The following is a 22,060-nucleotide window of genomic DNA, read 5'->3' on the forward strand; positions in this document are numbered from 1 at the left end:
AAATTTTCTGACATTACAGGTGGAAAGGAGGTGCTAATGCCTTTTAAAAAAACAAAACACCTTGTTTTTTCCCGCTACCTAAGCCTGCTCTGTTTGCTTCTAGTTTTACTAGTAGCGTCAGTTTTTGTAGCAGTGTCTTTAGGGGCGGTCACTATAGATATAGGTGATACCTATGGTGTCATCTTCAGTAAATTGGGGCTTCCGATTGCCAGTCATAGCATAGCCAAGCCACTTGAAGCTATTATCTGGAATATGCGAGTTCCTAGGGTTCTCCTAGGGTTAATAGTTGGTGCAGGTCTTTCCATGTCTGGGAGTGTCATGCAGTCAACGGTTAATAATCCGATTGCCGAGCCCTATATTTTGGGAATCTCGGCAGGGGCAACTTTTGGAGCAACCTTGGCCATCATTTTAGGCCTTAAAGCTGTGGTAGGCTTGGGTGCCTTTGTGGGGGCTATCCTAGCGACGGTTCTTGTCTTAATCATTGCCTCTATGCAGGGGAGAGTGACCACATCTGGCCTGATTTTATCTGGAACGGTTGTCAATGCCCTCTTTATTGCCTTTGCCAATTTTATAATCTCTATTGGAGCGACTGCAGACAGTGTCATGACCATTAAGTTTTGGACCATGGGTTCATTGACAGGAACATCTTGGTCAGATTTGCTGCTTCCAGCAGTAGTAGTTGGTTTGGCCTTTCTTTTTTTCTCAACTCAGTATCGTGTCTTCAATGCCATGATGATGGGAGATGAAGCAGCTTTGACTTTAGGGATTCCACTTAAACTCTACTGGTATCTTTACATTGCCCTTGTTGCGGTCATAACGGCTGTCTTGGTTGCTAGCTGTGGGATTATTGGCTTTGTCGGCTTGATTACCCCTCATATTGCTAGAAGTTTAGTCGGAACTAACTATCGTAAGCTTTTTCCAGTGGCAACTCTCTTAGGTTCCTTGTTTGTGGTTTGGGCAGATGTCTTGGCGAGAATCCTCGTCAAAAATGCAGAGCTACCTATCGGTATCTTTACAGCCTTAGTTGGCGCACCTTTCTTTATTTATATTGTGACTAGAAATCGTAGAAAGGTGGTTTAGACTTATGGATGTAAAGTGTAAGGATATTCATTATTCGATTGGAGAGAAAAAAATCCTAAACGGTGTCTCTCTAGAGGTTGAAGGTGGGCAATTCCAGACCATACTAGGACCAAATGGGAGTGGGAAATCAACCTTGCTCAAAACCATTTACCGCCAGTTGAAACCAGATAGCGGTCAGATTTTACTTGATGGAAAAAGCCTAGATCAGATAAGCCTAAAGGAAACTGCAAAAGAAATGGCCGTTGTGACACAGTTTAACACCCTTCAATTTGATTGCACGGTGGAAGAAATTGTCATGCTTGGCCGAACGCCCCATCTTTCCTTTCTACAAAAAGAATCGGAGCAGGACCACTTGCTCGTCCAGGATGCCCTAGACAAGGTTGGCATGTCTGAAAAGAAGACACGCTATTATTCGTCCTTATCAGGTGGCGAAAAACAAAGAGTTATCCTAGCGCGTGCTTTGGCTCAGGAACCCAAACTCCTTTTATTGGATGAGCCTACCAACCATTTGGATATTAAGTATCAGTTGGAGATGTTGGCTCTGGTCAAGGAACTCGGCATTAATGTTCTTGCAGTTCTCCACGATATTCAATTGGCCTGTCGTTTTTCAGATTATATCTACTTAATGAAAGGGGGTGAGATTGTTGCCCAAGGTGTCCCAAGGGATGCCGTAACCCCACAATCCTTGCAGGCGGTTTATGATGTTCACAGTCGTATTACCTGGACGGATGACCAGCAGGCAATGATTCAGTATTTATAAGCCTAGGAAAGGAAGGCCTTATGAACAAGAAAACTTTTGGTATCGCATTAATCGCTGCAGCAGTCCTCACATTGACAGCATGCAGTTCTACATATAAAAACAGCACATCATCGTCATCAGCAGCAAAAGAAACGGTGAAAAAGACTAACTCAGAAACCCAGTATCCTTTGACCGTCAAAACTTATGATGATCAAGGAACTGAGCTAGATCAAGTCTTCAAAAAGGCACCAGAAAAGGTTATCACAAACAACCTTTCATCAACGGAAATCTTGATTGAGCTTGGTTTAAAAGACAAGATTGTCGGTATGCTTAACCCTGACAATGAAGTAACCGATAAATATAAGGAAGACATTGCCTCAATCCCACATATCGGTGATAAGAAGACCATCTCTCAAGAAGCCATCTTGGCTTACGGACCTGATGCCCTTATTGGTCGTAACATGATGTTCTCAGACAAATCAATGGGAACCATCAGCACGTGGAACAGCAACGACATTCCCGTCTATACGCAAAAAGCTTCTGTTTCAACAACCAAACAAGATTTGAATAATATTATCGAAGATGTTAAAAATATTGGTGACATTTTCAACGTTCAAGACAAGGCAGACAAGTATGCAGGACAACTCCAAAAGCGTATCGACGCCGTTAAAAAGAAAAACAAGTCTTCTGACAAAGACTTGAAGAAGGCTCTGATCATGTGTGCCTACAACGATGAGACCTTTGGAACTTACAAATCTGCCCTTCAAGAAAGTATGCTTAATCAGCTTGGCTATACCAATGTTGCGACAGGAACATCAGATTTGACTCTGGAAAATCTCGTGTCTATGGAACCAGAATTGATTATCTATGTAACTAGTGACCGTAATAAGGCCATGGACAAGGATGCTACAGACAAGATGGAAAAGAACGCTGTTCTTGAAAATGTACCAGCCGTTAAAAACAAGAAAATCATGACTATTTCTTATGATGAGCTTATGGATTACGGTCCATCTGTGATTGATTCTCTTGAGAAGGTTAATGACTTTGTTAATAAATAAAGACTTTGTCTGCCATGGCATTCGAGTGACGATTGCCCTTCCTGAGTCTTATGATGCTACTAAGACTTATCCAGCTGTTTTTCTGAACGATGGACAACTGGATTATCTGGGAAAACTAGCGGATTCTGTTATCCTGGTAGGCCTTGAGCCCAAGAATCGCTTGGATGATTTTACACCTTGGTATGCTCAGGCTTTGAGACCTGGAAGTCCTGATTTTGGTGGTAAGCTAGCCAGCTATCATGACCATCTATTTGGCCATATTTTAAATAGCATCCAAGAGGAGTTTAGACTGGATGAAAGTCGTATGGCTTACGGAGGCTACTCGCTGGGTGGACTGGCTGCTATCCACAGTCTTTATAGCAGTGATAAGATGCCTTTTATCTTTTCCATTTGTGGATCCTTTTGGTATCCAGATTTTGTAGATTACTGCCAATCCCATCAGCTTCTTAATAAGTCTTGCTCGGTCTATTTATGTAACGGTTTGACCGAAGGGGCTAATCATAAGAATAGACTGGTCAAGGCTCCTAGTTATGCCAAAGAAGTACATGAACGCATCAAAAAACAGTGCTTGTCCACTTATTCAGCACTTGACCCTTACGGTCATCATGACCATCTCCAAGAAAGATATGATGCTTTTTCGGACTGGTTGATTGAAGAGTGGAAACTCTGAAATGCTGCTATTGGTGATTGAGTAGAAAAGAGAGAAGAAAAGTAGTGAAGAAAATTCCGACGATGGAATCTCTTCACTACTTTTTGTTATGCTCGAAAACTACCATCACAGTTGATGCTTCCGAAAAGTTTTTAGACATGAATCAAAAAACGCCTTAACTCCGTATATTAAAAGTAATTTACTTACCTTTGACTTATATCCTAACTTCAAAAAGGACAAGACTATTATTGTTGCTGATGCAGTAACTTATATAATTTAAAACTTTTTTGTTGGTGAAGTAGAAGGGAAAAAACTATACTTTGGTGCCTGAGAACACTTCGATATGGTTCCCTAGTATTTTTATATCTACTGGAAGATTATCCGATTTGTCTCCATCAACATCTGACTCTAACTCAACCTCTGAAGAAATCCTAATATTACGCGCTTTGATATATTCGATATTATCGTTACCTACTAGATCCCCTTTTAACAAATCTGGGATAGTCGATAATTTAGAAATGATGGATGCATCTTTTAAAATCAAGATATTTCCATATCCATCTGTATTTTCATCAAATAGTTTTTTGTCTGCATAGTAATTAGATAGAAGAACTAGGACCTGACTAGCTTCACCTTCATAATTGCCATTTTCGCTTTCAATACGAACATTAAATATATCGTCTTCCACAACGGACTTCATCGTATTGATTGCATATGCAAAGATACCGTACTTTGTTTTATCTTCAATATCAACGTTATGAATAGCTTCTGGTAAAGATCCAACACTAAAAATATAGCCAAAATAATTTTGATTAGCTTTTCCAACATCAATGGTTTTAGTAAAATTGAAATCAAGTTCTTCAATCGCTTGATCAATACTTTGGTTGATTTCTAATAGCTTAGTGATTAAATTACCAGTTCCACCAGGAATAATCCCAAGTTTTGGAATGTGATTTTTTTCAGCAATCCCTGAAATAACCTCATTTACAGTACCGTCTCCACCAAAAACAATTACTGCATCATATTTTTCTTTAGAGGCTTTTTCAGCAAATTGAGTTGCATCTTTGGCTTTTTGCGTAATCTTAGTTTCAACATAATCAAAATACTCTTTAGCCTTATTCTCCAAGCTCTCTTTATAATCTAATGCTGTTTCTCCTCCAGAAGTTGGATTAATAATTATCATTACTTTTTTCATTGATATTTTCTCCTATGGACTACTAGTGACAATACTTTTCAACGGTTTCTTATGCTTATCAAATTAATATCTCACATTACTTGTTGTTATTTGGGGATTCTTTTTACTTATCCTTTTCTATTTGTTGAAGATCATCATCGTTTTTATATTGAATGATGTAGTCGACTAATTCTTTTTCAGTTAATCTATCATTTGTTAATTGTGAAACCTGAATCGAGATATTTTTCAAACCATATTCATTTTGTTTGTTAATGATACCTTGTAACTCAGCTTCTGAAAGATATTTACCTGAAATGGTTAGCTTTAGTGTATTGTTTTCTTTACTATATTTCTTTTTCAAAATAGTATGGTTTTCAAATTGATCAGATAGATAATTATTGATAGACTCATTGATTAGCGTATCTCTAACTAAGGTAGTTGCAGAAGCTAAACTTGGAATAATAAGAACAAGCGAGACTAGAATTAATATTTTTCGCATTTTAGAGGCTTTACGATTATGTTTAACATAAGGATTATTAACCATCATCACATTAGTGCCAATATATGTAGCAATCATAATAAAACTGCAGTTAATGGAGAACAAATATGACGCCCCTATCATATACTCAAGATTTCCTGTGGCAATAGAATACCCCACGGTACAAACGGGTGGCATAAGAGCAGTTGCAATGGCGACACCAGGAACAATGTTATTAGCTTCTTTCTTTCGTGCTCCAATAATGCCGGCTAATCCACCGACGAATGCTATTACAACGTCCCAAATTGTGGGCGAAGTTCTAGCAATAATTTCCGTACTTGCGTAAGAAATGGGCGAAAGTAAAAAATAAAGTGTAGAGGCTAAAAGGCTTACTGCAACTTGAATAAAAAGAACTTTAAACGATTTTTTGAGAAGTTTTGTATCTAATATTGCTAACGCAAAACCTACTCCAAGGATAGGTGTCATCAATGGAGAAATCAACATTGCCCCTATGATTGTTGGAATAGAATTCATATTCAAACCAATAGATGCAATCAATATCGCACACAATAAAGTGGTTAAGTCACTTTTTGATAAATCTAAATCCTCATAGATTTTGTCCCTAAATTCTATTAGAGAATAAAGTTTACCATCCTTCAAAACTTTTTCCATAACAGTACTTCCTTTTTGTTACTATAGTCAACTTTTTAAGCTCACTCTTTGACGACGTATCTAAATCATTGGCCATTATTATTGTAACTTCTTTACCTGGGTGTGTTTTATATTCTACTTTCAATTTGTAATCAATTCACTACTCCATATTAATTTTAAATTCCTACTGAAAGTGATGTAGTGTTTGGTGTATTATTTATACTATTTTGTTAGATACTTACCATTTAAAGAAAAATGTGTAAGGGTTTACATGTCTCAATTATACATTTTATTTTTACTTTCGTCACTCGAACGTCTTAGGGCTATTTTTTTTGTGGCTAAAATGCTAATCAATCATATGAATGTACCAGTTTAATCAAACTTTTTATTCATAAATCAATCCATTTAGAGGAAGTCCTAATAATAGTAGAAGTATGTGTAGATTTTTAACAAAAAAATGAGATAAGAGAAATTGTAAAACTATGCAAGCGATTGCAAAAGCCCAGGATGGTTTTCATGTCTATTTTTGTGTAAGCGCAAACATTTTCATTGACTTATCAATTTGATTACCTTATACTGTTATTAACAGGTATATACTAACATTAATCTTATGATTGTTAAGATTAATATAAAAAATGTTTTAGCTAAAATGTAACTCTTTAGATGGTTTGATTTTCCAAACAATCTAACTTTCCTCTATTTAGAAAGGGGGAGACATTATGCTTTGGGCTATTATTGTCGGAGGCTTTATAGGTTTTATTGCTGGTGGAATCACTAAAAAGGGAGGTTCCATGGGAATAATTGCCAATATCTTTGCAGGTTTAATTGGTTCATCTGTTGGACAGTCACTCTTCGGTTCTTGGGGACCTAGACTAGCTGGAATGGCCTTAGTTCCATCAATTTTAGGGGCAGTTATTGTTGTTGCAGTAGTATCATTTTTCTTAGGAAAAAAAGAATAATTTTCAATATTTCGATAGGAAGACTACAATCAACTAGCAAACTTAGTGCCGATAAATTAAAAAAGTGGTAAACATGGACTAGCTAATGCTTTATCAGCAAATAAAGATAACGTTAGTGAGGGTGTTCAAGCTGTTTATGACTCGACTTCAACACAAAAGCTATAATTTAACTTATCTTGTTATACTTAAAAATTTGAATGTATTGTTTAAGAGCGTTCATATTTAAAAATCTTTATGTCCAAAGGAGGATAAAATTATGTCAGTAGAAGAAAAACTCAACCAAGCTAAAGGCGCTATTAAAGAAGGTTTCGGAAAAGTAACTGGTGATAAAAAAACAGAAAAAGAGGGTGCTACTGAAAAAGCAGTCTCAAAAGTGAAAGAAGTTGCCGAAGATGCCAAAGATGCTGTTGAAGGAGCTATCGAAGGTGTGAAAAATATGATTAAAAAGGACGATAAATAATTAAATAGTCAGTTGATTTTTCACATAAAAGCTACAAAAGCTACTCTACAAAAAAATAGAGTTGTCATATTCTACTCCTAATTACTCACTTATAAGATTACTTTCAAAATAACTACAAATCGATATTCTTATAATATTATTCAGTTGAAAAATCAACTTTCTTTAGATTAATTCAAATTCCTTTTTAACTCCATATACATATTCTTTCTAATAGTAAAAGCACTCTAATTTCTATAGTTTTATCCAAGCTATAGAGGCTAGAGTGTTTTTTATAACATTTTGAAGAATTATTTAATGATTGGGGGAGATTTGTATTTTTCTAGTTTTTATACAAATCAGCAAAGTATAAGTGCTAACATCATCCCGATTAGAGAATGGCAAACGTTTGCATTGCTTGTGAATGTTTTCACCACCAAAACATCACATTTTCAGTGAATTACTTGATTTTCATAAGTATTAGTTTTATAATTGAAGCATAGAAAGCGCTTTCAAAAACATCTCCGAGTTTTTGTCCTACTTGAAGTGGTTCGGCTAACAGCCGACTTCCATTCTAGAAAGGAGTATTGTTTTGAGTCAATGTGATATTCTCATTATAGGGGCAGGTCCTGGTGGTTATGTTGCTGCTGAAGAAGCTGCCCGTTTAGGTAAAAAGGTAATTGTCATTGAGAAAAACTCCATAGGTGGCACCTGTTTGAACGTTGGCTGTATCCCATCCAAAGCCTATCTTGAACATGCTCATTGGCTATTAGCTGCTAAAGAAGCCTCTCAGTATGGAGTAACAGTTTTAAATGATAATCTTGATTTTCAAAAACTTGTTGCTCGCAAAGATCAAGTCGTAGCAACACTACAGTCTGGTATTCAATCAAGTTTTAAACAATTAGGTATCACCTATATTGAAGGTGAGGCAGCTTATATTTCTGATAAAACCTTCCAAGTTAATGGTGAAAGAGTCTCAGGTAAGTCTGTTATTTTGGCGACGGGTAGTCATCCATTTATTCCTCCAATTCCTGGTATTAACGATGTTGACTACTTGACAACAGATAACTTTTTCAACTTAAAGGAACTTCCTCAACGTTTAATTATCATTGGTGGAGGTATTATTTCCGTTGAGTTAGCTTTTGCCATGGCTCCACTTGGTGTGGATGTGACAGTGATAGAGGTTGCACCAACAATTTTAGCAACTGAAGATGACGAAGCACGTTCCATTATTAGAGAAAAGATGGAACCACTTGGAATTACCATTCTGGAGGGAGTTAGCATAGATAGGGTTAGAGAAAATGCTGTAATTTTAGCAGATGGCAAGTCCTACTCTTATGATAACTTACTTGTAGCAACAGGGCGTAAGCCAAATATTGAGTTAGCCCAAATGATGGGCTTGGAGCTGACCGAAAAAGGCTTTATTAAGGTAGATAGTTATTACGAGTCATCTCAATCAGGTGTTTATGCGATTGGGGATTTGATTCCTGGATATATGTTAGCTCATGTTGCTAGTAGCGAGGGAATCAAAGCTGTTCGAGCCATTTGTCGTCAGGCTGAGGAACCGGTTGATAATTCAAGTGTTCCACGGTCGCTCTTTACAACGCCAGAGATTGCTTCCTTTGGCTTGTCAGAAGAGGAGGCGTTACAACAAGGATATGATATATCAGTTGGTCAACTTCCTTATGTTTATAATGGTCGAGCCATTGCGTCTAATTCAGCAAAAGGTTTTGTTAAAATTGTCTCCGAAAAACGCTATCATCTACTATTAGGTGCCGTTATCGTTGGTCCACATGCAACTGATATTCTACAATCCTTGATTGTCTTGAAAGATGCTGAAGGAACACTTGATCAGCTTGATAAGACTATTTTTGCACATCCAACAATTTCTGAGTTGGTTCAGGAAGTTGCAAGACTGATTTTAAGGTCCTAAGCTCGATAGATAGGTTTAGTGTAGTCATTTTCATTTTTTCAAATTTATATATATGTCAATAATATTTGTTTTTTTATAAAGTTCTCTATAGAAGGAGGAAACAATATGACACATTATCAAGAATTGCCACAAGCCCTAATGAAAGAAAAACATCAGGGACAAACCTTAACCAAGGAAGAAGTTAAGGTTCAAACTGCCCATGATCTTGGTGTGGAAAATGTTTCAAAAGAAGAGGCTAAATCCATGTATAAGACTATGTGGGATATTAGAAATTTTGAAGAAAATGCACGACATTTCTTTTCAATCGGTCAAATTCCAGGATTTGTTCACCTTTACTCAGGTGAGGAGGCTATTGCGACTGGGGTATGTGCTAACCTAACTGATAAAGACTACATTACTAGCACACACCGAGGACATGGACACTGTGTGGCTAAAGGTGGAGACCTTAAAAAAATGATGGCTGAAATCTTTGGTAAGTCTACAGGGCTTGGTAAAGGTAAGGGTGGCTCTATGCATATCGCTGACTTGGATAAAGGAATCCTTGGTGCTAACGGTATGGTAGGTGGAGGCTTTGGTCTTGCGACTGGTGCTGCTATGCGTAACAAATATCTAAAGACTGATGATGTTGCTGTATGTTTCTTTGGTGACGGTGCTGCCAACGAAGGTAATTTTCATGAGTGCTTAAACATGGCCTCTATTTGGAATCTACCTGTGGTATTTGTAAATGAAAATAACCTTTTTGCAGAATCAACACCACAATGGTACTCATCAGGTTCACCAACAATTGCTGAACGTGCACAAGCTTACAATATGCCTGGAGTTCGCGTTAATGGTAAGGACTTATTTGCTGTTTATCAAGTGGCTAAAGAGGCCATTGAACGTGCGCGTCGTGGAGATGGTCCAACGTTAATTGAAGCTATTACTTATCGTAACCATGGCCATTTCGAAGGAGATGAGCAAAAATACAAAGCACCAGATGGAATCGAAAAAGAATGGGCAGATGTGGATGCCTTGGAAGTATTTCGTGACCTTGTAACTGAAAAGGGTATCCTTAGCCAAGATGAATTGGATGAGATTGTTGCCCAATCACAAAAAGATGTTGAAGATGCAATCCACTTTGCTCAAGAGAGCCCAATTCCAAAAGAAGAAGCTCTCTACGAAGACGTATTTGCAGACTGATTGAGGAGGATTCATAATGACTAGAGAAACATTATTTATGAAAGCCATCAATGAAGGGCTCGATCAAGCCATGGAAAGAGACGAGCGAGTTGTTCTTCTAGGAGAGGATATCGCAGGTGGTGTTAATGTTGAACACTTAGAAAATAATAACGAGGATGCCTGGGGCGGTGTCATGGGTATCACACGAGGATTGATGCCGAAATATGGCAGGGAACGTGTTATTGATACTCCGATTTCTGAGCACGGCTATTTATCAGCTTCGGTGGGTATGGCGCTTACGGGACTAAGACCTGTACCAGAGTTGATGTTTAATGATTTTATTGGATTCTGTTTTGATGCCCTATTAGGACAGGCATCTAAGATGCGTTACATGTTTGGAGGAAAAGCTAAAGTTCCGATGGTTGTGCGTACTATGCACGGTGCGGGTGCTTCAGCTGCGGCTCAACACTCCGGCTCATATTACGGTCTCTTTGGATCTATTCCAGGTATTAAGGTAGTTGTTCCTGCTACACCATATGATGCTAAAGGTTTACTATTGGCGTCAATTGAAGATGATAATGTTGTTATTTTTTCTGAGGACAAAACCCTCTATGGCTTAAAAGGGGAAGTGCCAGAAGAATACTATACTGTACCAATTGGAAAGGCTGCCGTTCGTAGAGAAGGTAAGGATTTAACAATTGTGACAATTGGTAAGATGTTGTATGTAGCTTATGAGGTCGCAGATCGTTTAGCAAAAGACAACATTTCTGTAGAAGTGATTGATCTTCGTACAGTTGCTCCATGGGATGAAGAAACAGTGTTAAATTCCGTGAAGAAAACGGGTCGTTTGATTATTGTGGATGAGGCAAACCCGCATAACAATACTGCAACTGATATTGCATCTGTAGTTTCAGATAAAGCTTTTGATTATCTTGATGGACCAGTGAAATGTGTTTGTGCACCAAATACTCCTGTTCCATTTGCGACAAACTTAGAACAAGCCTATATCCCGGATGCGGATAAGGTTTTGAAAGTAGCTGATGAATTGATTCAGGACTTGAAAGGATAGGAGGGCGCTTATGGCAACAGAAATTTTAATGCCCAAGCTCGGCCTAACCATGACTGAAGGACTCATTCAAAAGTGGTTGGTCCAAGTTGGTGATACAGTAACAAGTGGTCAGCCTTTATTGGAAATTAGTTCTGAAAAATTGACTAGTGAAGTCGAATCCCCTGCTTCTGGGGTTGTTCTAGACATTGTGCATGGTGAAGGTGCTACAGTTAAATGTAAAGAAGTTGTTGGATGGGTTGGCCAGGAAGGAGAAAATGTAGGAACCCAAGAAGCTCCTGCACAAGAGGAAGCTCCAACTGAAGTCGCTAAAGATCCAACACCGTCTAGTCCTAAATCTACTACAGCACCTGTAGCTCGTACTAGTGGGGAACGAATTTTCATTACACCGGTGGCTCGTAAGATGGCTACTGAGAAAGGCTATGATATCTCCCTTATTAAAGGAACAGGTGGAAATGGTCGTATTACAAGACGTGATGTAGAATCTTACCAACCAAGTCTTGTTGCTGATAAGGTCGTTGAACCTCTAACACAAGCTATGGCCACAGGACAATACGGTGAGGGACTCGAAGGCATGCGTAAGATTATTGCCGAACGTATGATGAATAGTCTTCATTCTTCTGCTCAAGTGACACTCCATCGTAAGGCTGATTTAACTGAGCTTTTGAAATTCCGTAAAGAACTTAAGGCCAAGGTACATACTCCACTTGAAAATGGTGAACTAGGTATCACGACTCTATTAACTAAAGCAGTAACCAAAGCTTTGAGAGATTTTCCAGCTTTGAATGCTTGGTATGGTGGCGGAATTCATCAGATTCACGAACGCATTCATATTGGTATGGCAACAGCTTTGGATGATGGTTTGGTTGTTCCTGTGATTCAAGACGCAGACCGTATGACTTTAGCAGATCTTGGTCAAAGCATTAAGACTTTGGCTAATCAAGCTCGAAAAGGTACACTTGCATCTGACCTATATAGTGGTTCTACTTTCTCAATTACGAACCTAGGGGGGCCAGGTGTAGAATACTTCACACCAATCCTTAATTCCCCAGAGGTGGCAATCCTTGGTGTAGGAGCAACTCAACAAGCTTTAGCATTTAATGAGGAGGGAGAGGTTGTTCAAAAAGACTATCTTCCATTGAGTCTGAGCTTCGACCATCAAGTCATCGATGGGCTTCCAGCTGCTGAATTTTTAGCAAGAGTTGTTTCTTATCTTGAAGATCCTTATCTCCTTATCTTCTAACAGAAGTATCCATTTGTAAGATGCAATTGTGGACGAATAGGACTTACTAGAGGTATAAAAGTAAAGTAATTGTTGATGTTCCGCAACCTAGTATGAAGAGAAGACTAAATTAGTCTTCTCTTTGTGTTTTGCTAGGGTTGAGACATTAGATTTGATTAAGGAGTTTTTTATTAAATTTCCTAATCACTCTTAGTGACAACATACACAACCCATTTGTAATTTTGCTTTTCTTCAATCTTTGAAAAGCCAATGCTTGTTAACAACTGCCTCAATTCATGGCTTGTCCCATAATCTGTCATATGATACTTTATTTTTTCTTTTTCGGAAGCAATAATTAGAGTGGAAGTATTGGACATGACTCTGTAGATTTCCTGAAGACTTTGCTTTAAATCTTCCCAGAAAATATGTGTCTGGATGGCAAATACCAAATCAAAATCATTATTTTGGTAGGGAAGGTTTGCTACATTGCCAATCCGCAGCTTAACACTTCCGTTTTCTATAGCATCTGAGTGAACTCGTCTAGCAGTTTGATAAGACTCCTTAGAAATATCAATACCATGAATGTCAAGATTTTTATCTAACTCAAGAAGGTTTTTAATAGTGCTGCCACCGCCATAGCCGATTTCTAAAATCCGACTATTGTTGGGGATAGTGGTTTGTTTGATTGCCCAAAGGCTGAGTTCCTTAAAATAGGACGACCAGATGTTGGTAATCAATCGCCCGACAAGACCACTCGGTTTTCTAGATTGCTTTATAAGATATTGAATGAGCATGGTCCCTCCCATTTTTGAAAATAAAGTTTGAAATATACATTATTAAAATTCAAACTTCATTATAGAGAAAGCTAGTAAGAATAGCAAGGAAAAATGAAATATATGAATAAATATTTCAAACTTATGCTACAATTGTTAATAACAGAGGTGTTCACATGAATCAATATCAAAAGACGACTGAGAAAAAGAAGCAAGCGATTATTCAAGCAGCCTTACAATTATTTAAAGAAAAAGGTTTTAAGGAAACGAGTATAAAATCTATTGCAGAGGTAGCAGAAGTATCACCAGTTTCTATCTACAATTATTTCGGGAGCAAAGATAATTTGGTAGCTCTCTGTGTTAATGACTTGTTTGAAGAAATAACCCAGCAAGCTGAGAATATTTTAAACAGCGATCTAGATTTTAAAACAAAATTAGACCATGCTTTTGCCCTATGTCAGGAGAAAATGAGTCAGCAAATTTCGGACTATTTTCAAGATAAAATGGTGGAAGATTCTGTTTTCTCAACTCTTCTAACGAAAGCAATCACTGCAAAAAAACGTGACATCTATCGTGCTTATATTAAGCTCGGAAAAGAAGAGGGCCTTATTGCTAAAGACCTATCGACAGAGCTTGTCCTAAATGTCATGGATGCTCTTAATGGTATGGGAAATCAGTTAGACCACAGTGATAATTTAGAGACAGAGGTTGACCAAATTCATCAGATTTTTTTGTATGGTATTTTTGGAAAGAAGTAATCCTATCTTTTATGGTATTTTATAACTTGCCCCGTCCATCCCAATCAGTTGTATATTCTCATGCAGGGGTGTAAAATCTACTATATAAAGATAAAGAGGAATAAGTAATGGATTTAAAAGATTTTACTGAAACAGAACAAAAGCAAATCGAAAAAGGTTTGAGTACTGCCGAGATTTCTGACAAGGAAGCTTCTAAGAAGTTGCTCGCTCTTGTACCACAAGAATGGATTAAACGTATTCCTTTCTTTGTTAGAGGACATGCGACAACCAAGACGGTGGAGCGTGTAGCCAAGCAATACCCTGAACTCTACGCAGTAGCTAAACGCCAAGGGGACCTTCCAGAAAAGGAAGGCCAAGAGTTGCGTAAAATCATGACAGGCATTTTTGAAGAAAAAATGAACAAACACAAGATTAAGTAAGATTTATAAAGATTGTGAACAATACCACTTTGAGTCGATGCGGATTAGGGTGCGATCTATCTGATTTATCATACCGTTACGGAGGAAAAATGAGCAAATTTATTTCAAAACAATCAGTCGCTATCTGGTATGCACTGACTGCCCTCCTTGCTACATTTATAGTAGGGCAAGTTATCCTTTGGTGTTTCCCAGATGGAAAGGGCACAGGTTCCTCACTGCTGTTTATCCTAATGAACTGTATTCCCCTGATTATGGCGGCTATCTTTTCTCTTGTGTTGAGTGAAGTCAAATCTTTGGGCGATTTTTTCAAAAAGATCTTTCTTCAAAAAGAAAGTCCCCTGTCCTGGATTCTAGCTATCTTCATTCCAGTCATCTATTATGGGATTTCAATCCTGCTCATGAATGTTCGCTTTACTGGGAACTCCCTCTTGGCCTTCTTCCTTTATTTCCCCTGGACCTTATTATATGGAGGCCTAGAAGAAGTCGGTTGGCGTTGGTTTTTACAAGATCATCTTTCCTTTAGTAAGCACTTTATACCTAAAATGATGGTTCTTTCCATTGTCTGGTTCCTCTGGCATATCCCTATCTATCAACTCCCTTGGATTACAGCAGGCTCGTCCAACTATCTCATCTTTTACCTGATGATTTTAGGGAATACCTTTCTTTTGGGAGCTCTCAAAGAGTACTCGAAAGGAGCTGTTCCTTGTATCCTCGCTCATATGCTGATCGATAGTTTGGCTGTCCTTATGCTGGTTCAGAGTTCACTCACTCAGATTATCCCTCTGGTTATTTTCGAAATCCTAGTATCCTCTTGGCTGGTGGCTATAAGAAAATCATAAAACTAGAGTTTAACCTCTCACCAGATTTAGGTGAGAGCTTTTCTTTCCTATCTGTTGACATAATGACATAGTGTCATTTTTAGGAGGTGACTCGTTTGGCTTCATCATCTAAAGACTGAAAAAGAAGGCCAAGAGTTGCGTAAAATCATGACAGGCATTTTTGAAGAAAAAATGAACAAACACAAGATTAAGTAATGTTGTATGAAAAGAGGTATAAGTTCGCAAACTTATACCTCTTTCTCATCTTTACTTCTTATTTGATTTGGATAGACTAATGGCAACCATTGTCGCGCACAGGAAAAAGGCTGCTAGTAAACCTTTTGTAGTGGCAGTCATAAAGGGTTTATCAAAGACATAATAGTTATAGACAGCAAATCCCAGTCCAATAAGAGTTACAATAATCGACACAACAAATAGCGTCACCCATAATCTTCTTTGAGTCATCGTCAACCTCCTCTTTGTATCCGTTTTCTTTCTGCCTATAGTATAACATAAAAAACCTTAGCTAAATTCCAGAGAGTAGTTTGGCTAAGGTTTTTCATTTTATTTCATCAAGACAACCGTATCATTTGGATCATGGTCGTCATCTTCAATAGTCAGTTGATTACCATCGAGTTTATAGTATTTGGTGTCGTCACCGATTGTCAGACTTTGATTGTCAGAGTTAACTGTTACAGGCTTGCTTTCCTTCTCGCCATCTGCCTCATCCTCTTCCCAAGTTCCAGTATTTCCAGAGATGGTAAGAGTAATGCGATCATTTTCGTCAGTCCCTTTATAGGTGCCATCTAGCCCTTCAGTTTGTTTAGAGGCTTCAGAGCTTTGTGAAGATGAAACCTTACTTGAACTTTGTTGGGTGCTAGAAGAGCTTTCAGGTGTTTGAGCTTTCTGGTTTGAGCAGGCTGCTAAAAGACCAAGAACTGCCATAGAGGCAAGAGAAAGTGTGAGTTTTTTGGACAATGTCATAGGCTTGTCTCCTTTCTTTGATACCTTAAGTATAGCAAACGCTTACAGACAAACCAAGCAAAAAACTTTTTCTGAAAATGCTTGAAAATCACTCTTTCGAATTCTCAAAGGCATAATCTATTATCCCTATTTAAACTATGCTATACTGATAAAAAAGCAATCAAGGAAGGTTCCTAATGACAACTACCAATCCACGTCGCCAGTGCGAGCGACTTTGGGCAGCCAATAAGTATCTGGTGCTCAGCCATTCAAACAAGATTTACTTGGAAATCCGTAACTATCTCAAGAATGATGAGGTTAGTTTGGATCAGGTTCAAGCCTATATTGATCAAGCGCTTGACCTTCCTGAAAATCCTGGTCAGGTCGTCAATGCCTTTCAACATATCTGGGGGTATTTTAAGAAAAAGGCGACTGCCAGCGAAAAGGAAAAGTTTATGGCCCAACTGGATAGCTACGCAGCAGGCAAAATTCCCCAGACGTGTTTAGTGGAATCCGTCAAAGAGCTCCTCAGCAAGTATCCTAATCGTTATCTGGAGGAGTCAACCTTAATTAATGGGGGTTCAAAATGAGACTGTGGCATCAAGGCTTGATTGCAAAACTACCTCGTCAGCAATTATTAGGACAACACCGAGAATGTTGTGCCCTTCGTGGCAAGGGATGGCAACGCAAGCATGCTACGGTTAACTATGTTTTTGATTATTCACCGTACCGCTTGTTTAAATACCATGAACTTATTATGCAAGAAATGACGAAACGTGGCTATCGTGTCAGCCCTGAGTGGTTAGACAAGGAGTATCGAGGCAAGCAGATGCCAGCCTATGATAAGCTTGAAGTTGAGGAGCTACCAGCCATCATCTACCCAGAGCATGATGCCGCCTATTTACAGGAATGTCTGGACAATCTCAAGCAAAAAGGAATCATCATCTAAAGGAGGAAAACGATGCATTTATTTAAGTGGCTAGCACCTAAAAAGAAAGTAGCAGAAGGCCTTGTCATGCGTATATCGACAGCGGATCAGGTGGACTATGCGATGATTACAGCCCCAAGTGACAGTGATATCTGGGATGCCTTGGTGCAACTCCCAGTATCCTACGATAGTCTCTATCTCACCTATGGCGATAAAAGGTCAAGGAGCTTTATCTTTGTTGAGTACGAGGATGACCAGTATCGCTTAGAACACGACACACCTGAGCTAGGACTAGACTTGACCAATGTCGCGCGTGTATCCCAACAAGTTGCCAGAAACATCCTTATTCGCTTTTCTAAAGAGCACACAGTGATTTTGGATGACCATTGGAAGCAAGAGAAAGTCAGGTAATCCTATGGCACACCTCACCCCAGAAACCAGACGAAAAAGGCGAAAAGCCTTTTGCTTAATCATTGAAATCATTTGTCTGGTTCATTTTGCAATCATTGTCCCTCGTGACCGAGTCTTTACGCCTGAAAAATGGGCTCAAACACCAGCTTCTATGCGACACAAACTCATGTGGAGTTTTCATCGTCAGTATCAGATTGAGGGCATGACGAGAGAAGAAGTGGAGAAGCTCTTGGGCAAGGGTGACGACCATAAAGGAAGTGTTGAGTACAAGCTGAAGGACGATTGGATTGGTGGCTGGCGTGTTTACCATATTGACTATAAGCAGGACCGTGTGATTCGTGCCAAAGAAACCTGGCAAGATTGGTGAGAATGAGCTTTCTCTTCCCCTAAAAGTAGTATAATGAAAATGTAGAGGTGTACGCTTTCAAAAGGTCAAAACTGTCTTTTGACTAGAAGAGGAGGACAAACTCATGACCCTATTTATGTCTAAACTGATGAGCGGTATTCTGGAACTGTTCATAGTCTCTCTCATTCCTTTTATCACTTGGCTGATTTGGAGCAGGAAAAAGGTCGGTTTCTTTGACTGGATTGGGTTGAAGAAAGTTGAAAGTCAGCAGAAGAGGCGATTACTACTGACCATTCTGGGTATTAGTCTACTTTTTCTTCTTTTTTCAATTGTCGTCTTCAGTTGGTTCGACTCTAGCCAAACGGCCACAGCAGCTTTTTCTGGAAAGGGACTTGGAGCCTTTCCTGCTATCATGGCCTATGCTATTTTTGGGACTGCCTTGCCAGAAGAAATCTTCTTTAGAGGTTTTCTTTTGAAAAGGTTACAAGGAAAACTAGGATTCCTAGGGGCCAATCTGGTTCAGTCTCTCTTATTTGGCCTCATCCATGCACTTATGTTTATCCAATTAACTGGTTATCTAAAAGCTTTTGCTATCATGGCCTTTATCAGTCTCATCGCTTACGTTTTTGGTGCTATCAATGAGAAAAAAGCAGGAGGCTCTATCCTTCCAAGTGTCTTTATCCATGCCTTGGCCAATACGGTTGTAGGGCTTCTCTTTGCCTTCTCCCTCATTTAGATAAAGTTATATAGAAGAAAGTTATTATGGATGAATTAAAAGAAATCAAACTTAAAAATTATCAGTACTTAAATGAGGTTGCTATCAAGGGGGAGACACTCTTCACGGGCTCCTCTCTCATGGAGCTTTTTCCCATTTGTGAAATCGCTAGGAGTAGAGGTGTCGACGACATTATCTACAATCGAGGCATCAGCGGCCTGAATACGGATGAATTTCTCCAGCATATCCATCCCCTGCTTTTGGATCTGCAACCGAGCAAGGTATTTATCAATATCGGTACCAATGACATGACCGAGGAGCCTTATGGAGACCAATGGTTCCAGCATTTGACAGCAAATATCAGGCGGATTTTGGAGCAAACACAAGCTGTCTTGCCTCATACCAAGATTCACCTCATGGCTTTCTACCCAGCCAATCTTCATTTACCTTGGCAGACCAAGGCTTCAATCCAGTGGATGAAACTGCGAACAACTGAAAATCTTGACCGTTGTAATCAGGCACTCGAGGAAATCGCCCAAACCTATGGCTGCCACTTTATTAATTGTAATGCTGGGCTGGTCAATGATAGGCAAGAGCAGAAGGCTGAGCACACCTATGACGGTGTCCACCTTTATGCCAATGCTTACTTAAAAGTCTATGAGGCTCTCGAACCCTACCTCTTGAATTAAGAAAATATGAGAGAATTTCCAGTTCTTACTCGCTTTTTTCCTTTGATTACAGTACAATAGACGTCAAAAGTGAAAAATTGAAATGAGGTATCCCTATGTGGAAATGGTTTAAACGACTCATTGTCCTCGTCATTGTGGTCTTTTTTGCAGTGGCGGCTCTACTCATTCCGGACAAGATCGACAGTCAGGACCAATTAAAAAATGTATCAACACAAACATCCCTTGCTGATTTAGCCCAGGCTGGTATTGGTGGGGCCTCCCTTTCATCAGGTGGAGTTTCAACTGAGATTAATCTTGATAGTAATCAGTTTCGTCAAATCCTAAAAGCAAGCATGGCTGATTCTAATGACGAGACTTTGCTAAACAGTACTGTAGAGTTGAATGATTCTTATCTGACAGCTAAGCTACCGGTGTCTCTTGGACCTATCGAATCAACATTCAGCCTTGATTTCACGGTTAGCACTAACAAGGAAGTCATCCTTCTAGACTTGGCAGGTGCCCACCTGGGTCGCCTCCCTGTACCTAAATCACTGGTTCTACCTTACCTCAAGAAGAGTATTGCCCAGTCAAGCAGTGGTGTTCGCATGGTTAACAATCAGATTCAGCTCAAGCTTCCTGAAATCGGCTACGAAATTGAGCAAGCCACTGTGACCAACAGCAAGATGAAGGTCAAGCTTAATATTCCGATTTCCTTGCCAACCAGTTGGTAATGTAAGAGAAATCTATCAATCGATGAAAAGTCAAAACAAGTCCATAGTCTGGACTTGTTTTTTGATGCCTTCATTTCTAAACTAAGAAAGTTGAAAAATTCTTGAAATAATACGTTTACATCTCTCAATCCCCTAGAAAATGGGGATTTCCTGTGCTATCATAAGACTGTAAAAATGATAAGCGTCTGACACTCATTGAAAAAAGAGTTAAGTCAAAGAGTTTTAGGATAGTAGTTAGGAGGAACAAATGGACGCTTTAAAATATATCACACCCAAATTTTTCACCACCATCAAGGATTATTCCAAGGGACAGTTCATCAAGGACCTGATTGCAGGAGTTATCGTGGCTATCATTGCCCTGCCCTTGTCGATTGCCCTAGCGATTGCCTCTGGTGTTAATCCCGAACAAGGTCTTTACACAGCAGTGGTTGCAGGCTTTTTTATTTCCTTTTTAGGAGGTAGTCGAGTTCAGATTGGTGGACCTACCGCAGCCTTCGTTGTCATCATCTATGGCATCATCGCCCAGTATGGCATGGCGGGTCTGACTGTTGCCACGCTTATGGCGGGACTCATGCTTATTATCATGGGGCTCCTGCGTTTCGGTGACCTGATTAAATTTATTCCCAAAACCATCACACTTGGTTTTACTTTGGGGATTGCCGTTGGGATTGTAGCTGGACAGATTAAGGATTTTCTAGGCCTTGAGATGAAGTCCGTTCCAGCTGAGTTTCTGGAAAAGATGATTGCCTATGGCGAGCATCTTTCAACTATTAGTTGGGCAACCCTAGCTATTGGTATTTTGGCCCTGCTCATTCAAATCTTTTGGCCACGCCTTTCTCAGAAAATTCCGGGTTCTCTGGTTGCTATCTTTGTGACCACAGCCATCGTGGCCTTTGGTCATCTCCCAGTCAAAACCATTGGTGACCTTTACACCATCAAGGCGGGACTTCCAAGTTTCACGGTTCCTGACTTATCATTTTCTTTGATTCGTCAAATGATTTCGCCAGCCTTCACCATTGCCATACTGGCTGCCATTGAATCGCTCCTTTCTTGTGTGGTTTCAGATGGCATGATTGGTGGTAATCACCGCTCTAATGCAGAATTGGTCGGCCAAGGTGTTGGGAATATCATGTCAGCCCTCTTTGGTGGGATTCCGGCAACGGGTGCTATTGCCCGTACCGCAGCCAACGTCAAAAATGGCGGACGAACACCAGTAGCAGGGATGGTTCATGCCTTCACTTTGCTTCTGATTTTACTCTTCCTCATGCCCTATGCCTCATTGATTCCTATGACCTGTCTGGCCTCAATCCTTATGATTGTTGGTTATAACATGAGTGGTTGGCGTACAGTTGGTCGTATGATTAAACGTGCCCCTAAAAGTGATGTGGCAGTCTTGCTAGTGACCTTTGTCTTAACCGTTTTCTTCGACCTAGTGGTTGCTATCGAATTTGGTATGGTCCTAGCAGCCTTCCTCTTCCTCAAACGCATGTCCGACGTGGCTCAAATCCGTCAGTGGGTGGATAAGGAAAATCTGGACGATCCAGTTTTGTCTGAGGATAGCGACTTGAAGCAAGTCCCTAAAAATACTGTCGTCTATGAGGTTTTTGGTGCCCTCTTCTTTGGTGCAGCCAATAACTTCTTGAATGTAATCAATGATGAAACTAAGAATGTTCTCATCCTACGCATGCGAAACGTTCCAGCCATGGATATCTCAGGTCTAGATGCCCTTGAAGAAACCCTGGCCATCTGCCAAAAACGTGGCATGACCTTGCTTCTTTCTCACGTTAATGCTCAACCCTACAGAGTTCTTGAAAAATCTGGCTTTATCCAAACTATTGGACCAGACCATATCTGCGAGTCGACTGACCAAGCCCTTGAAAAAGCTGCAACCCTAGCAAAAGAAGCCTAGACAAATGTTTTTAATACA

General features: G+C 39.5%; 27 protein-coding genes. 21 read left to right on the top strand and 6 right to left on the bottom strand.

Going from position 1 to position 22,060, the window contains the following annotated elements:
• Nucleotides 1–36 precede the first annotated feature (36 nt).
• The 4 genes from HMPREF2979_RS03500 to HMPREF2979_RS03515 are packed head-to-tail and all read left to right on the top strand — an operon-like array spanning nt 37 to nt 3,547.
• Nucleotides 37–1,080, top strand: coding sequence for a FecCD family ABC transporter permease (locus tag HMPREF2979_RS03500; protein ID WP_070655152.1), 1,044 nt, complete (start codon nt 37–39; stop codon nt 1,078–1,080).
• Nucleotides 1,081–1,084: 4 nt separating this feature from the next.
• Nucleotides 1,085–1,840, top strand: a complete 756-nt coding sequence (locus HMPREF2979_RS03505; protein ID WP_070655154.1) for an ABC transporter ATP-binding protein — start codon at nt 1,085–1,087, stop codon at nt 1,838–1,840.
• Between the two features lie 20 nt (nt 1,841–1,860).
• The gene (locus HMPREF2979_RS03510) at nt 1,861–2,877 is read left to right on the top strand and encodes an ABC transporter substrate-binding protein (protein WP_021144450.1); all 1,017 of its coding nucleotides are present in this window, start codon (nt 1,861–1,863) and stop codon (nt 2,875–2,877) included.
• Nucleotides 2,858–3,547, top strand: coding sequence for an alpha/beta hydrolase-fold protein (locus HMPREF2979_RS03515; RefSeq protein WP_070655156.1), 690 nt, complete (start codon nt 2,858–2,860; stop codon nt 3,545–3,547). Before HMPREF2979_RS03510 ends, HMPREF2979_RS03515 begins: the two co-directional genes overlap by 20 nt.
• A gap of 292 nt (nt 3,548–3,839) precedes the next feature.
• Here HMPREF2979_RS03515 and HMPREF2979_RS03520 read toward each other — a convergent pair whose 3' ends face one another.
• Nucleotides 3,840–4,721 (bottom strand): diacylglycerol/lipid kinase family protein, encoded by an 882-nt coding sequence (locus tag HMPREF2979_RS03520; protein ID WP_070655158.1) that lies wholly within the window; start codon nt 4,719–4,721, stop codon nt 3,840–3,842.
• A gap of 103 nt (nt 4,722–4,824) precedes the next feature.
• Nucleotides 4,825–5,850, bottom strand: a complete 1,026-nt coding sequence (locus HMPREF2979_RS03525) for a DUF389 domain-containing protein (protein WP_060972391.1) — start codon at nt 5,848–5,850, stop codon at nt 4,825–4,827.
• A 698-nt stretch (nt 5,851–6,548) separates the two neighbouring features.
• Between HMPREF2979_RS03525 and HMPREF2979_RS03530 the strand changes: the two genes are divergently transcribed.
• From HMPREF2979_RS03530 to HMPREF2979_RS03555, 6 genes are all read left to right on the top strand, one after another.
• Nucleotides 6,549–6,788 (top strand): GlsB/YeaQ/YmgE family stress response membrane protein, encoded by a 240-nt coding sequence (locus tag HMPREF2979_RS03530; RefSeq protein WP_002890536.1) that lies wholly within the window; start codon nt 6,549–6,551, stop codon nt 6,786–6,788.
• 256 nt (nt 6,789–7,044) lie between these two features.
• On the top strand, nt 7,045–7,248 hold the full coding sequence (locus tag HMPREF2979_RS03535; protein WP_070655160.1) for a CsbD family protein: 204 nt from the start codon (nt 7,045–7,047) through the stop codon (nt 7,246–7,248).
• A gap of 568 nt (nt 7,249–7,816) precedes the next feature.
• Complete coding sequence (gene lpdA / locus HMPREF2979_RS03540) at nt 7,817–9,157, top strand: dihydrolipoyl dehydrogenase (protein WP_060972390.1); 1,341 nt, start codon at nt 7,817–7,819, stop codon at nt 9,155–9,157.
• A 105-nt stretch (nt 9,158–9,262) separates the two neighbouring features.
• Nucleotides 9,263–10,336, top strand: coding sequence for a thiamine pyrophosphate-dependent dehydrogenase E1 component subunit alpha (locus HMPREF2979_RS03545; protein WP_014634179.1), 1,074 nt, complete (start codon nt 9,263–9,265; stop codon nt 10,334–10,336).
• 16 nt (nt 10,337–10,352) lie between these two features.
• Entirely contained in the window at nt 10,353–11,384 is a 1,032-nt protein-coding gene (locus HMPREF2979_RS03550; RefSeq protein WP_004182823.1) for an alpha-ketoacid dehydrogenase subunit beta, read from the top strand.
• A gap of 10 nt (nt 11,385–11,394) precedes the next feature.
• Nucleotides 11,395–12,624 (top strand): dihydrolipoamide acetyltransferase family protein, encoded by a 1,230-nt coding sequence (locus HMPREF2979_RS03555; RefSeq protein WP_070655162.1) that lies wholly within the window; start codon nt 11,395–11,397, stop codon nt 12,622–12,624.
• Nucleotides 12,625–12,803: 179 nt separating this feature from the next.
• On the opposite strand, the gene HMPREF2979_RS03560 is transcribed toward HMPREF2979_RS03555, so the two are convergent.
• Entirely contained in the window at nt 12,804–13,397 is a 594-nt protein-coding gene (locus tag HMPREF2979_RS03560; protein WP_070655163.1) for a class I SAM-dependent methyltransferase, read from the bottom strand.
• Nucleotides 13,398–13,552: 155 nt separating this feature from the next.
• On the opposite strand from HMPREF2979_RS03560, the gene HMPREF2979_RS03565 reads away from it, so the two are divergent.
• The 3 genes from HMPREF2979_RS03565 to HMPREF2979_RS03575 all read left to right on the top strand — a co-directional run bounded on the left by HMPREF2979_RS03565 (nt 13,553) and on the right by HMPREF2979_RS03575 (nt 15,392).
• Complete coding sequence (locus HMPREF2979_RS03565; RefSeq protein WP_070655164.1) at nt 13,553–14,134, top strand: TetR/AcrR family transcriptional regulator; 582 nt, start codon at nt 13,553–13,555, stop codon at nt 14,132–14,134.
• Nucleotides 14,135–14,241: 107 nt separating this feature from the next.
• On the top strand, nt 14,242–14,553 hold the full coding sequence (locus HMPREF2979_RS03570; RefSeq protein WP_070655167.1) for a hypothetical protein: 312 nt from the start codon (nt 14,242–14,244) through the stop codon (nt 14,551–14,553).
• An 89-nt stretch (nt 14,554–14,642) separates the two neighbouring features.
• Nucleotides 14,643–15,392, top strand: a complete 750-nt coding sequence (locus HMPREF2979_RS03575; protein ID WP_070655169.1) for a CPBP family intramembrane glutamic endopeptidase — start codon at nt 14,643–14,645, stop codon at nt 15,390–15,392.
• A gap of 246 nt (nt 15,393–15,638) precedes the next feature.
• On the opposite strand, the gene HMPREF2979_RS03580 is transcribed toward HMPREF2979_RS03575, so the two are convergent.
• Together HMPREF2979_RS03580 and HMPREF2979_RS03585 are read right to left on the bottom strand one after the other, a co-directional pair.
• A complete protein-coding gene (locus HMPREF2979_RS03580; RefSeq protein ID WP_070578006.1) occupies nt 15,639–15,836 on the bottom strand; it encodes a bacteriocin immunity protein in 198 nt (65 codons plus the stop codon).
• Between the two features lie 99 nt (nt 15,837–15,935).
• On the bottom strand, nt 15,936–16,355 hold the full coding sequence (locus tag HMPREF2979_RS03585) for an SP_0198 family lipoprotein (protein WP_070578009.1): 420 nt from the start codon (nt 16,353–16,355) through the stop codon (nt 15,936–15,938).
• 176 nt (nt 16,356–16,531) lie between these two features.
• Here HMPREF2979_RS03585 and HMPREF2979_RS03590 point away from each other — a divergent pair, with 176 nt between their 5' ends.
• The 5 genes from HMPREF2979_RS03590 to HMPREF2979_RS03610 all read left to right on the top strand — a co-directional run bounded on the left by HMPREF2979_RS03590 (nt 16,532) and on the right by HMPREF2979_RS03610 (nt 18,755).
• Nucleotides 16,532–16,924 (top strand): YbgA family protein, encoded by a 393-nt coding sequence (locus tag HMPREF2979_RS03590; protein WP_070655170.1) that lies wholly within the window; start codon nt 16,532–16,534, stop codon nt 16,922–16,924.
• Nucleotides 16,921–17,283 carry a TIGR02328 family protein gene (locus HMPREF2979_RS03595; RefSeq protein ID WP_070655172.1) on the top strand — a complete coding sequence of 121 codons (363 nt, stop codon included), beginning with the start codon at nt 16,921–16,923 and terminating at the stop codon, nt 17,281–17,283. Before HMPREF2979_RS03590 ends, HMPREF2979_RS03595 begins: the two co-directional genes overlap by 4 nt.
• 12 nt (nt 17,284–17,295) lie before the next feature.
• Nucleotides 17,296–17,673, top strand: coding sequence for a hypothetical protein (locus tag HMPREF2979_RS03600; RefSeq protein WP_070655174.1), 378 nt, complete (start codon nt 17,296–17,298; stop codon nt 17,671–17,673).
• Nucleotides 17,674–17,677: 4 nt separating this feature from the next.
• Nucleotides 17,678–18,040, top strand: a complete 363-nt coding sequence (locus HMPREF2979_RS03605) for a hypothetical protein (RefSeq protein WP_070655302.1) — start codon at nt 17,678–17,680, stop codon at nt 18,038–18,040.
• Nucleotides 18,041–18,143: 103 nt separating this feature from the next.
• Nucleotides 18,144–18,755 (top strand): CPBP family intramembrane glutamic endopeptidase, encoded by a 612-nt coding sequence (locus HMPREF2979_RS03610; protein ID WP_070655176.1) that lies wholly within the window; start codon nt 18,144–18,146, stop codon nt 18,753–18,755.
• A gap of 68 nt (nt 18,756–18,823) precedes the next feature.
• On the opposite strand, the gene HMPREF2979_RS10420 is transcribed toward HMPREF2979_RS03610, so the two are convergent.
• Nucleotides 18,824–18,979: a hypothetical protein gene (locus tag HMPREF2979_RS10420; RefSeq protein WP_244628731.1), complete on the bottom strand. Its 156-nt coding sequence runs from the start codon at nt 18,977–18,979 to the stop codon at nt 18,824–18,826.
• Here HMPREF2979_RS10420 and HMPREF2979_RS03615 point away from each other — a divergent pair.
• The 3 genes from HMPREF2979_RS03615 to HMPREF2979_RS03625 all read left to right on the top strand — a co-directional run bounded on the left by HMPREF2979_RS03615 (nt 18,953) and on the right by HMPREF2979_RS03625 (nt 22,042).
• Nucleotides 18,953–19,423: a GDSL-type esterase/lipase family protein gene (locus HMPREF2979_RS03615; RefSeq protein WP_398584217.1), complete on the top strand. Its 471-nt coding sequence runs from the start codon at nt 18,953–18,955 to the stop codon at nt 19,421–19,423. The two genes, HMPREF2979_RS10420 and HMPREF2979_RS03615, sit on opposite strands and share 27 nt — an antisense overlap.
• A gap of 95 nt (nt 19,424–19,518) precedes the next feature.
• On the top strand, nt 19,519–20,133 hold the full coding sequence (locus HMPREF2979_RS03620) for a hypothetical protein (RefSeq protein ID WP_014633340.1): 615 nt from the start codon (nt 19,519–19,521) through the stop codon (nt 20,131–20,133).
• Between the two features lie 247 nt (nt 20,134–20,380).
• A complete protein-coding gene (locus HMPREF2979_RS03625) occupies nt 20,381–22,042 on the top strand; it encodes a SulP family inorganic anion transporter (RefSeq protein WP_070655180.1) in 1,662 nt (553 codons plus the stop codon).
• The last annotated feature ends 18 nt before the right edge of the window (nt 22,043–22,060 follow it).

Source organism: Streptococcus sp. HMSC078H12 (genome assembly GCF_001814615.1).
In the GTDB taxonomy this organism is placed as follows: Bacteria; Bacillota; Bacilli; order Lactobacillales; family Streptococcaceae; genus Streptococcus; species Streptococcus salivarius_F.